Raw genomic sequence first — 11562 nt, 5'->3', positions numbered from 1 at the left:
GCTGCGCCTCAGCCCGACGGTGCGTTCCCTTACTCTGGAAAGTCCCACGCTCGACATTTCCAGCGGCATTCTCGAAAAACTCATCCACGAAAAGAAAGACGACGCCGAAGAAGCCGAACCTCTCTCCCTGCCCTACGGCATCACCGGGGTTCGCCTCCGCGTGGAAAACGGCATCTGCCGCATCACGGGCGAGAGCGGCGGAGGCCATCTGGAAATTTCCGGCATCAACGCAAGCGCAAGGCTCCCCGGACTCATTCCCGGACACCTCGAGCTCGACGTGGACGACATGCGCTACAAGACGTCCGCCGGACTCGACGCCTCGGCGCACGGCACCCATGTTGCGATTTCCTCCCTGCGCAGGAACCACAGAAACTTCTGGCGCGGCAGCGCGGTTTTCTCCTCGAACCTTCAGCTCGCCCCGCTCGACGCCGTCATGGGGCATCCCATAGCCGAGCCCTACCGCTACTTTCCCATGCCCGAGCCGCTGAAGGTCTCGCTCTCCACGGAATTTTCCGCCGCTCCGGAACAGAAACGCTACGGAGCTCAGGGCACGGCGGAGGCCTCCGCCACGCTCATCATGAACGGACACCCCGTGCCCATCTCCGTTTCCGTGCCCTTCGCCAAACGCGACGACGCAACCTCCGTGACCATTGAAAATGCCGACGTCCGCATGGAAGACGACAACGTCATCCTGTCCGGCAGCATGACGGGCCTCATGAACGGCGATCCCGTGCTGCACGGCCGTGCCGACATCCGTCACTTCAGTCTGGCCCGCTGGTTCGGCTTCGGTCAGGCCATGACCGCAGGGCTCCAGCGCGCGCTCGACAACATCACCGGCTCCTTCGACGACATGGAACTCAGTCTCCGGGGCGTGACGGTGGCCCGTCTCAAGGCGCAGGTGATGGGCATGGAGCTGGAAGGCTCGGGAAGCTGCCGGGAATACCTCAAGCCGGAAATCCTCATCAGCGCCCATGCGTCGCAGGTCGACCTCAACCGCATCTTTCCCGAGCTCAAAGGAGAAACGCCCGACATGTCGCACCTGCCGCCTCCGGTGCTTCCGTCATCGCATGATGAAGACGACGACAAAAACGCGCAGAAGGACGACCACATCACCGTCGGGTACGACATCCACATTTCCGCGGACACGGCCGACATCATGAATTTCCGCGTAGGCGGGCCCGACGTGCACGTCGTTCCCGCACCGGCGGGACATCCCATGCTGAACATCGCCGTCGGCAGTCTGTACGGGGGCAAGGCGACGTCAAAAGTCTTTCTTGACGACAAGGTGCGGGTGACGGCAGACCTCGACAGGGTGACCATGGACGGCCTTACCCGGGCGCTCGCCGGCTACCCGGCCATGACCGGCCTGCTCAGAAAAGGCTCCGTCGATCTTGCCTTCAGACCCGGCACAGCTCTCACGATGCTGAGCACGCTCGGCGGAAGCGTGCGGGCGAATCTGGACCAGGGGCTTCTGACCTTGGAAAAAGGCGCTTCACCGCTGCCCTATGCCTCCCTTGCCGTCAACGCTCAGGCCGCCGCGGCGCCCGCCAAAAACCTGACCGCGATGCCCGCACTCATGGACTTCAGGGGAAATTGGAAAGTGGACCTTGCATCGAAGAACTGGTCGGTTTCCGCCGAAGCAAAGCAGGCGGCCCTTTCCTTCAGCACGAAGAACGGCCTGCCTTCCGCCATGCGCAATCAGCCGGTCTCTCTCCAGGTATCACTGAAGAAGGCGCTCTGCGATTTTCTTGCCGAGGACATGGGCTTCACCGTGTCCGGCAAGGGAAGCTACAATGCGGCAGGCGGTACCGTATCCATGACCGACGCCACGCTCCGTCACGAGGCCTTCACGCTCACGGGCAGCCTTGCCGCCTCAAATGTTCCGGACAAGCTCTCGCTGGCCGGCAGACTCGGCCTTTCCACGCCGTCGCTTCGCCGATGTGCGGAAATCTTCGGGCTTTCCCTCCCTTCGCCCTCCGGCAAAAAGACGTTCCGAAAGGCGGAAGCCGACGCCGACGTCACCATCACCTCCCGCCAGCTCAGCCTCGACAATCTGAAGGGACGGCTGGACGAGACGAGTTTCAGCGGCAGCCTCCATCAGTCTCTCTCCGGCCGTCCGACCCTGAACGGCAGTCTCCGCACTCCCTTCCTCAATGTCGACGACTACCGCTCCACGTCCGAAGGCTCTTCCGCACCTGCCAAAGGCACTCCGCTTCCTCTTTCCTTTCTTGAAGACACGGACATGACGCTCTCGCTCTCCATGGACCGCCTGCGTGCCTTCTCGACCACGCTCGCTCAGGTATCCCTGCCGGTCTCGCAGAAAAACGGTGTGCTCACGGCGCCCTTCAAGGCGATCTTTCCCGGAGGCGGACAGGCGGACGGCAGCTTTCAGGCGGCGCTCACGGCCGACAGAAAGTCCGCGGACCTCTCGCTCTCCGCTCACTGCCGCAACATGAACATGCTGAACTTCAGCACCGACAGAGGCCAGAAGACCCGCATAGGCGGCACAGGCACCTTCGACGCCTCCCTTCAGTCCCGTCAGAAGAACTGGGAGGACTGGAAAAGTGCGCTGAACGGCAAGCTCTCGCTTCTCGTTTCAAACGGTGCCATCATCACCCGGCCCGAAGGACATGGCGAAACGCCGAAAAAGGAATCGCGCACGGAATTCAAGACCATGTCCATGAGCCTCTCTCTGGCCAGGGGCGTGGCCACTTGCAGGGACTTTCTCATCAAGGGCTCTCCCCTCACCATCGTTGGGGGAGGCACGGCGAACCTTGCCTCGGAAAGCATAAACGCCGAGGCTACCGTCACCCTTGCGGGCATTCCGGAAATGCCGGTCTCCATCACCGGCAACCTGTTCTCCCCCAAGATAACCTATCGCCTGCTCGGGGCCGTCACGGGCACGGTGGGCAACATAGGCTCCGGCGTCATCGATCTCATAGGCGGCGTGCTTTCCGCGCCCTTCAAGCTCTTCATGAAATAAAAGGAAAGGCCCGCATGACTCACCGAGCTGCAGGCCTGAAAAACGCACGACAGAGGAAAAGCTCCCCTCCGCCGGGCGGCACGACACTTCTCACGTATGCGGAAGCCGCGCTCCTTTTCCGCGCGGCATATTCGGGCGACGTCCCTGCCCCGCAGAGGCGGGAATGCGGCAGCGGCACTCTGAACGCCGAAGCCGCTTTTCGAACACGGAAGGGTCCCTTCCCGAATACGGGACGGAAATTTCCGCGGCAACGCGACGAAAACGCAGACGCAACATGATTCCCGCCGCAGCGCGCAAACGGTCAGATCTGTTCCAGCGCCCTTCCTTCGTTCACGCCGAGCTCCGCTATCTGACGGAAGATTTTGATGGATTCCTCGGCTTCCGCGGCGTCGAGAGCGCGCAGGGCAAACCCCGCATGAACAATGACGTAGTCGCCGGGACGAGGCGCTTCGGGCAGAAGCAGCGTGGAAATGTCCATGAAGTTTTCCCCGCTGCCCACCTGGACCCGGGCCTTTCCTTCTTCCGGCACTTCCACGACGCGAACGGGAACGGCAAGACACATGACGGCACTCTCCTGAAAATGACACGATGAACATTCAATCGTCCTTCATACTCCGGGGAGGAAAATCATGCAAGCGTATCATGTCCGGACAGGGCGCATACATTGCCAAATGGCGTGAAATCGGCTAACGTCCGTCTACTTATCCACCGGAGCAATGTACCATCATGAATGAAATCTTCGCACCCGTCCTGAATCTTCTGAACCGCCTCGGAGAAATGGCGCTGTTCCTGTTTGAAGGCTTCAGACAGGCGTTCCATTCCCGTCGTCTTCCGGGCAAGGTTCTCCAGCAGGTATACGTCATCGGGGCAAAGTCCATGTTCGTCATCCTGCTCATCGGCCTGTTCACCGGTCTGGTCCTCGGACTTCAGGCATTCTACGCCATGTCCATGTTCGGCGCTCAGGGCATGCTCGGTTCCCTTCTGGCCCTCACGCTCATCCGCGAAATGGCTCCCGTGCTCACCGCCGTCATGGTCACGGCGCGCGCCGGCTCCGCCATGACGGCGGAGATAGGCGTCATGCGCATTTCCGACCAGATAGACGCCCTCGAAGTCATGGACATCAATCCCACGGGCTATCTCGTCACGCCGAGACTTCTCGCCTCGCTGTTCACCTTTCCCCTTCTCACGTCCATCTTCACCGTCGTGGGCATATTCGGAGGCTATCTTTCGGCCTGCGTGCTGCTCGGACTCAACGAGGGACGCTACTTCTCGGGCATAGAGTCGAGCGTCACCATGGACGACGTGCAGGGCTGCTTCCTCAAGGCCGTGGTCTTTGCCGTCATCGTCATCACCATCTGCTGCTTCCAGGGCTACAACGCCCACAGAAGAAGCGACGGCAAGGGGGCGGAAGCCGTGGGCAACGCCACCACGTCGGCCGTGGTCATGAGCTGCGTGCTCATACTCATGGCCGACTATGTCCTCACCTCTTTCCTGCTCTGAGGCCCGCATGAATCAGCAAGCATGGGACATAACCCTGGAACATCTTGACGGCGGCTACGACGATCACCTCGTGCTGAAGGACTTTTCCGCCACGATTCCCGCAGGGGCCATCACGACCATTCTCGGGGAATCCGGCTGCGGCAAGACGACGCTTCTGCGCCTTCTTCTGGGACTGAACCGCCCCTCAGCGGGACGCATCCTCATGGGCGGACGCGACATCTGCCGCATGTCGGACACGCAGTTTCACAAGATGCGCCGGCGCTTCGGCGTGCTCTTTCAGGACGGCGCGCTCATAAGCTCCCTCACGCTCGCGGAGAACGTGGCCCTGCCTCTCGTGGAGCACACCGGCCTTCCCAGAAAGACCCTGCGCGACGCCGCTCTGCGCACGCTGGAGCTCGTGGGGCTCGACAAGTTCGCCGACTACTATCCCGGCGAACTCTCCGGCGGCATGCGCAAGCGCGCGGGACTGGCCCGGGCCATCGTCACGGAGCCGCCCGTGCTCTTCTGCGACGAGCCCACCTCGGGGCTCGATCCCATCACCGCCGCCCAGATGGATCAGCTTCTTCTGGACATGAAGGCCTGCTATCCTTCCATGACCACCGTGGTCGTCACCCATGACCTCGGCAGCATGGACCACATAGCCGAGCACGTTCTGGTGCTCCAGAACGGCAAGGCCGCCTTTTCCGGCACCAAAGAACAACTGCACGCGTCGCAGAATCCGTATCTGCGCCGCTTCCTTGACCGCAAATTTGAAGACTCCCGCCGCATGGCGGCCCCGCCGCTGGACAGCTCCGTTCGACAGGCGCTGGCCGAATGGCTGGACGATTAGCGAGGAATCTATGTCTGCTGCAAAAAATACCGTCATTGGAGCGTTCGTGGTCATCGGCCTTGTCTGCGTGGCCTATCTCACCATCAAGCTCGGCCGCATGGAGGTGCTCGGCGACAGCGGTTACACCGTGACCGCGCGCTTCTCCTCCGTGGCCGGTCTTCGCACGGGCGCCAGCGTGGAAATCGCGGGCGTGTCCATAGGACGCGTTTCCGCCATCCGGCTCGACACCAAGGACTACACGGCCATGGTCGACCTGCACATCAACGAAGGCGTCCCGCTTTCCGACGACGTCATGGCTTCCGTCAAGACGAGCGGCCTCATCGGCGACAAATACATCGCCATCACGCCCGGAGGATCGGAAACGCCGCTCGAGCCCGGCAGCCTCATCACCGACACGGAACCGGCCCTCGATCTTGAAGCTCTCATAGGAAAAGTCGTTTTCGGAGGCGTATAATGCGTACCAAGCTCTTCATCGTTTCCCTTGCCCTCTGCGTGCTCGGTGCGGTTCTGCCCGCACGCGCTGCCGACATGACCGCCCGTCAGACCGCCGAAGCCGGCGCGCAGCGCATTCTTGCCCTGCTCAACGATCCGGCCTTCAAGACGCCGGAAGGCAAGCCCGCCATCCGGCAGAAGATCGAGGCGGAAGTGCTCAACCTCTTCGACTTCGAGGAGTTCTCCACCCGTACCGTCGGCCCCACCTGGCGGCAGTTCACGCCCGAACAGAAGCAGCAGTTCAAGGACGCCTTCACCGACCTTCTGCGCAATACCTACATCGACACGCTCGACGAGTACAACGGGCAGAAGATCCGCTTCACCGGCGAAATTTCCGGCGGCAACGGCAAGAGAGTGGAAGTGCAGATGGAATTTCTCGCGGACCAGAAGACCTATCCCGTGGCCTTCCGCATGCTGGAGAAGAACAACCGCTGGGTCGTGTACGACGTGCTCATCGAAGGCATAAGCATGATCAAGAACTACCGCGACCAGTTCCGCGACATTCTCGCCAAGAACTCGCCTCAGGAACTCATCGACAGGGTGAAGGCCAAGGCCGAGGAACAGAAGAACAAGCCCAAGGAAGCAAAATGATGCGACAGATAATGCTTGCCGCCCTGCTGGCGCTCGCGCTTGCCTGCGCTGCGGGCTGCGCCTCGAAGCAGGAAACGGCCCCCTCCCCCTCGCAGGAAATGACGGAAACGTCGTCTTCTTCCGCAGAAACGCCTTCCGCATCCGAGGATTTCGGCGGACTGGACGACTATGACGACTACACCGAGGAGGATCTCGCCGCACAGAACGATCCGCTCGAAGGCTGGAACCGGTTCTGGTTCCATGTGAACGACTGGTTCATCGAGTACCTCGTCAAACCGCTGCACAAGGGCTATGCCTTCATTGTTCCCGAGCCCATCCGCAACGGCATAAGCAACTTCGCCCACAACGTGGCCTTTCCCGTGCGCATGCTCAACAGCCTGCTTCAGGGCGAGTTCGCCCAGGCCGGCGTGGAATTCGACCGTTCCCTCGTCAACTTCATGGTAAGCTTCGGCTTCGCCGACGTGGCGAGTCAGAGCAGGCCGCTCTATCCCTACCATCCCGAGACGGAAAACTTCGACTATACGCTCGGCGTGTGGGGAGTGCCCGACGGTCCCTACTTCATCATTCCCTTCCTCGGCCCCTCCACCGTGCGCGGAGCCGTGGGCGAAACCGGCGACGCATTCATGAAGCCGCAGTACTACGCTCTCGACTGGGAAGTGAGCACGGCAAGCAGCGTGTTTCTTGCCTTCAACGGCGCCGACGCTCTCTACAAGTCTTACGACCAGATCACCGAATCCGCTCTGGAGCCCTACGTTGCCCTGCGCAACGCCTACCTCAACATGAGAAAGAACAGGCTTCAGCGCATGACGCTTTCTTCCAACACTCAGGAGTAGCCAGGAGATTCACCGTGGCAAAATCAGACCGTTATCACAAGACATTCCCCGTCACCTGGGAGCAGCTCCACCGCGACGCCAAGGCTCTCTCCTGGCGCCTTCTGGAACGCGGAAAGTTCACGAAAATCGTGGCCGTCACCCGCGGCGGGCTCATCCCCGCGGGCATCATCGCACGCGAGCTCAACATACGGCACATCGACACCGCCTGCATCATGCTCTACAACTACCGCGAGGAAGGGGATCAGGAAACCGTGCTGAAAAGCGCCGATCCTTCCTTCAACACGGAAGAAACTCTCGTCATCGACGACCTTGTGGACACCGGCCACACGGCCAGAATTCTGCGCGACATGCTGCCCAGGGCCCATTTTGCCACGCTGTACGCCAAGCCTGCGGGCATTCCTCTGGTGGACAGCTTCGTTACCGAGCTCAGCCAGGACACCTGGGTGCTCTTCCCCTGGGATTCCGAAGTGCAGTACGCCAAGCCCATCATCGACCTTCAGAACGGTCAGTGATGCTCCCTTTCTGATTCACCCGTGAACAACAGGCCGGTATTACCGGCCTTTTTTGTTTTTTGCGTGAGAAAAAAATATTGACAGTAGAAAGGTTCTGTGCTCCCATGCCGCCACAGTCCGGGGGCAAACCGTTTTTCACGTCGACGGGCAGCCGTCCCCGCCGCCCATAACGCAAAGAGTCATCATGTCCACGAAACACATGGTCACCATGGACGGCAACACGGCCGCCGCCCATGTCGCCTATACGTTCACGGAAATCGCCGCCATCTATCCCATCACGCCCTCCTCTCCCATGGCGGAAAAAACCGATGTCTGGGCCGCCCGCGGCCGAAGGAACATGTTCGGTCAAAGCGTGCGCCTCGTGGAAATGCAGTCCGAGGCCGGAGCCATAGCCGCCGTGCACGGTGCTCTGCAGACCGGGGCTCTCGCCACCTCCTTCACCTCGTCGCAGGGGCTTCTGCTCATGATTCCGGTCATGCACCGCATCGCCGGAGAAAGGCTGCCCTGCGTGCTTCACGTGGCAACGCGCACCGTGGGCACGCACGCCATGTCCATATTCGGCGATCACTCCGACGTCATGAACTGCCGACAAACCGGCTTCGCCATGCTTTCCACCGCAAGCGTGCAGGAAGTCATGGATCTTTCGGCCATCGCCCATCTGTGCGCCATCCGCTCCCGCGTGCCTTTTCTGCACTTCTTCGACGGCTTCCGCACCTCGCACGAACTCTGCAAGGTGGAGGAGCCCGATCTTTCCGAGCTTGCCGCCCTCGTGGACCGCGACGCTCTTGCCGCCTTCCGTGCCCAGGCGCTGAATCCCGAGCATCCGAGAATGCGCGGAACCGTGCAGAACGGCGACGTGTTCTTTCAGATACGGGAAGCCTCGCGCCGCTTCTACGACGCTCTGCCCGACGAAGTGGAAGCATGCATGGGCAGAATAAGCGCCCTTACCGGACGCGACTATCATATTTTTCAGTACTACGGCGCTCCGGATGCGGAAGACGTCGTCGTGGCCATGGGCTCCGTAAGCGGCACCGCTCAGGAAACCGTGGATGCGCTGCGCGCCTGCGGACGCAAGGTCGGATACCTTCAGGTGCGTCTGTTCCGTCCCTTCTCCGTGAAGCACTTTCTGGCAGCCCTGCCTGAAAGCGTGCGCCGCATCGCCGTGCTCGACCGCTGCGCCGAAATGGGCTCGGCAGGCGAACCGCTCCATCAGGACGTGTGCACCGCTCTCATGGGCTCAGGCCGGTCCGTGCTCGTGGTCGGGGGCCGCTACGGCCTTTCCTCCAAGGATGTCGCCCCCTCGCAGATACGCGACGTCTTCGACAACCTGCGCCGCGCCGAACCGCTGAACCGCTTTTCCATCGGCATCACGGACGACGTGACGCATCTCTCCCTTCCCTGCGGCGGACCGCTGGACACGGAAGGCGAAAACATCCTCATGAGCTGCAAGTTCTGGGGGCTCGGCTCCGACGGCACCGTGGGAGCCAACAAGAACACCGTGGAGATCATCAACAGCGGCACGCCCCTCTATGCACAGGCCTATTTTGAATACGACGCCAAGAAGTCCTACGGGCTCACGCTTTCGCACCTGCGCATAGGAAGAGGCCCGGTGCGCTCTTCATGCGCCGTGCAGAGAGCCGACCTTGTGGCCTGTCACTGCCAGAACTATGTCCGGCAGTACGACATGACGGACGAGCTGAAGGACGGCGGAACCTTCCTGCTCAACTGCACCTGGAAGCCCGACGAGCTGGAAAGGCGTCTTCCCGCCTCTCTCAGGCGCTCCCTTGCCCGAAAGCATGCGCGGCTTTTTCTCATCAACGCCACGGACATCGCCCACGAGCTCGGTCTCGGCAACCATGTGAACGTCATTCTTCAGGCCGCCTTCTTCCGCCTTGCCCGCGTCATTCCCGAAGAGCAGGCCGAAAAGTACATGGAAGAGGCCGTGCGCCGCACCTACTTTTCCAAGGGGGAAGACGTGGTCGCAAGGAACGAGTCCGCCATACGCGCGGGATTTGCCCACGTTTTTGAAGCAGCCGTGCCCGAGAGCTGGCAGCATGCCGCAGACGAAGCTCCCGCGCCCCGCGTCGGCGCGCCTTCGGCGGTGACAAGGCTCCTTGATCCCATCAACGCAAGAAAAGGGGACGAGCTTCCCGTCAGCGCCTTCCTCGGCTATGAGGACGGACAGATGGACATGGGGCTCACCGCCTGGGAAAAGCGCGACATCGCCGTTCGCGTTCCCCGCTGGAACGCCGCCTTCTGCGCGCAGTGCAACCGCTGCGCCTTCGTCTGCCCCCACGCCGTCATCCGGCCCTTCCTGCTCACGGAAAAGGAAGTCGCCGCCGCACCGAAAGGCCTTGCGGCCGCGCCTGCCCGGGGACGGGGAGCCGAGGGCCTTTCCTACACGCTTCAGATCAGCGTTGCGGACTGCACGGGCTGCGGCTCATGCGCGGCGGAATGTCCGGCCTCGGGCAGGGCGCTGACCATGATTCCGCGCGCCGAAGCCGTCGACTCCCGCGCCGTGTGGGACTACGCTCTCGGCCTTGAGGAGAAAAACGTCTTCGATCCCTTTACCGTCAAGGGCAGCCAGTTTCGTCGTCCTCTGCTGGAATTTTCCGCAGCCTGTGCAGGCTGCGGCGAAACGCCCTACGCGAGGCTCCTCACCCAGCTTTTCGGCCCCCGCACATACTGGGCCAACGCCACGGGCTGTTCTCAGGCATGGGGCGGCGCCGTGCCCGGCATTCCCTACGCGGTCAACGCCCGCGGTCAGGGCCCGGCCTGGACGAATTCTCTTTTTGAAAACAATGCGGAACTGTGCCTCGGCATGCTTCTTTCCGTCAGGCAGCAGCGGGACGCTCAGCGTCTGCGCGTCGCCGCTCTTGCCCGACATCTGCCGGACGGCGCGGCAAAAGAGGCGGCGGATCGCTGGCTTGAGCTCTTCGACTCCTACGACGGCTCGGAAGAAGCTTCGAACGTTCTTAAAGCAGAACTTGAAAAACTTCCGCAGACCGGAGAGGTGAAGGACATTCTCGCCCACGCCGATCAGCTGGTCAAAAAATATTTCTGGATGTTCGGCGGCGACGGCTGGGCCTACGACATAGGCTTCGGCGGACTCGATCACGTGCTGGCCTCCGGCGAGGACGTCAACGTGCTCGTGGTCGATACGGAAGTCTACTCCAATACCGGAGGACAGTCCTCCAAGGCCACGCCTCTCGGAGCCGTGGCCCAGTTCGCCTCTTCCGGCAAGCGAAGCGGAAAAAAGGACCTCGGCGCCATGTTCATGGCCTACGGCAACATCTATGTGGCGCAGGTGTCCATGGGAGCGTCGCCCGAGCAGCTCATGAAGGCGCTCAGGGAAGCCGCAGAGTACCGGGGACCTTCCCTCGTCATTGCCTACGCCCCATGCACCGCCCACGGCATACGCGCGGGCATGGCGCACGCGCAGGAGGAAATGAAGCGCGCCACGGAGTCGGGCTACTGGCCGCTCTATCGCTATCATCCGGAAAAGGACACCCCCTTCACGCTCGACTGCAGGGAACCTACGCTCGACTACGGCGAGTTCCTTCAGGGCGAAAACCGGTACGCGTCATTGCGGCGCACCTTCCCCGAACAGGCGTTCGAGCTGGAGAAAAAAGCCCGGGCCGAGGCTGAAAGCCGCTATCGCCGCTACGTTTTCCTGGCCTCAAAAAACGACCGTAACGAAAACTGAACGGAAAAATTTTTCTTTTTCGCAAAAAAAGACTTGCCAAGGGAGGGCAAATCGTCTATTCACATTCCTGCGCCGAAGTGGTGAAATTGGTAGACACGCTAGGTTCAGGGTCTAGT

The 11562-nt window shown here is 61.5% G+C and carries 9 protein-coding genes; 8 read left to right on the top strand and 1 reads right to left on the bottom strand.

All coding sequences use genetic code 11. The annotated features are described in order from the left end of the window. Positions 1-2983 (top strand): AsmA-like C-terminal region-containing protein (locus QZZ60_RS07440; RefSeq protein ID WP_295640010.1); only part of this gene is annotated, 2983 nt, incomplete at its 5' end. Positions 2984-3284: 301 nt separating this feature from the next. Here QZZ60_RS07440 and QZZ60_RS07435 read toward each other — a convergent pair. After that, the gene (locus QZZ60_RS07435; RefSeq protein ID WP_295640008.1) at positions 3285-3545 is read right to left on the bottom strand and encodes a HypC/HybG/HupF family hydrogenase formation chaperone; all 261 of its coding nucleotides are present in this window, start codon (positions 3543-3545) and stop codon (positions 3285-3287) included. Positions 3546-3709: 164 nt separating this feature from the next. Between QZZ60_RS07435 and QZZ60_RS07430 the strand changes: the two genes are divergently transcribed. The 7 genes from QZZ60_RS07430 (at position 3710) to nifJ (ending at position 11446) form a co-directional block, all read left to right on the top strand. Beyond that, complete coding sequence (locus QZZ60_RS07430; protein WP_295640005.1) at positions 3710-4483, top strand: ABC transporter permease; 774 nt, start codon at positions 3710-3712, stop codon at positions 4481-4483. A 7-nt stretch (positions 4484-4490) separates the two neighbouring features. Beyond that, entirely contained in the window at positions 4491-5312 is an 822-nt protein-coding gene (locus QZZ60_RS07425; RefSeq protein ID WP_295640002.1) for an ABC transporter ATP-binding protein, read from the top strand. A 10-nt stretch (positions 5313-5322) separates the two neighbouring features. Beyond that, a complete protein-coding gene (gene mlaD / locus QZZ60_RS07420; protein WP_295639999.1) occupies positions 5323-5766 on the top strand; it encodes an outer membrane lipid asymmetry maintenance protein MlaD in 444 nt (147 codons plus the stop codon). Further along, on the top strand, positions 5766-6395 hold the full coding sequence (locus QZZ60_RS07415) for a phospholipid-binding protein MlaC (protein ID WP_295639996.1): 630 nt from the start codon (positions 5766-5768) through the stop codon (positions 6393-6395). Before mlaD ends, QZZ60_RS07415 begins: the two co-directional genes overlap by 1 nt. After that, entirely contained in the window at positions 6392-7228 is an 837-nt protein-coding gene (locus QZZ60_RS07410) for a VacJ family lipoprotein (protein WP_295639993.1), read from the top strand. The genes QZZ60_RS07415 and QZZ60_RS07410 overlap by 4 nt, the downstream gene beginning before the upstream one ends. 14 nt (positions 7229-7242) lie before the next feature. Further along, complete coding sequence (gene gpt, locus QZZ60_RS07405) at positions 7243-7740, top strand: xanthine phosphoribosyltransferase (protein WP_295639990.1); 498 nt, start codon at positions 7243-7245, stop codon at positions 7738-7740. 184 nt (positions 7741-7924) lie between these two features. Then, positions 7925-11446: a pyruvate:ferredoxin (flavodoxin) oxidoreductase gene (gene nifJ, locus QZZ60_RS07400; protein ID WP_295639988.1), complete on the top strand. Its 3522-nt coding sequence runs from the start codon at positions 7925-7927 to the stop codon at positions 11444-11446. The last annotated feature ends 116 nt before the right edge of the window (positions 11447-11562 follow it).

It is taken from the genome of uncultured Mailhella sp., from assembly GCF_905187505.1.
Classification (GTDB): Bacteria; Desulfobacterota; Desulfovibrionia; order Desulfovibrionales; family Desulfovibrionaceae; genus Mailhella.
This window is presented reverse-complemented; position numbering and strand designations above follow the sequence as displayed.

Excerpts from the sequence above, each read along its gene's own strand:
- QZZ60_RS07425 (WP_295640002.1), top strand. The coding sequence starts at position 4,491 with ATGAATCAGCAAGCATGGGACATAACCCTGGAACATCTTGACGGCGGC.
- QZZ60_RS07410 (WP_295639993.1), top strand. The coding sequence starts at position 6,392 with ATGATGCGACAGATAATGCTTGCCGCCCTGCTGGCGCTCGCGCTTGCC.
- QZZ60_RS07415 (WP_295639996.1), top strand. The coding sequence starts at position 5,766 with ATGCGTACCAAGCTCTTCATCGTTTCCCTTGCCCTCTGCGTGCTCGGT.
- mlaD (WP_295639999.1), top strand. The coding sequence starts at position 5,323 with ATGTCTGCTGCAAAAAATACCGTCATTGGAGCGTTCGTGGTCATCGGC.
- nifJ (WP_295639988.1), top strand. The coding sequence starts at position 7,925 with ATGTCCACGAAACACATGGTCACCATGGACGGCAACACGGCCGCCGCC.
- QZZ60_RS07435 (WP_295640008.1), bottom strand. The coding sequence starts at position 3,545 with ATGTGTCTTGCCGTTCCCGTTCGCGTCGTGGAAGTGCCGGAAGAAGGA.
- QZZ60_RS07430 (WP_295640005.1), top strand. The coding sequence starts at position 3,710 with ATGAATGAAATCTTCGCACCCGTCCTGAATCTTCTGAACCGCCTCGGA.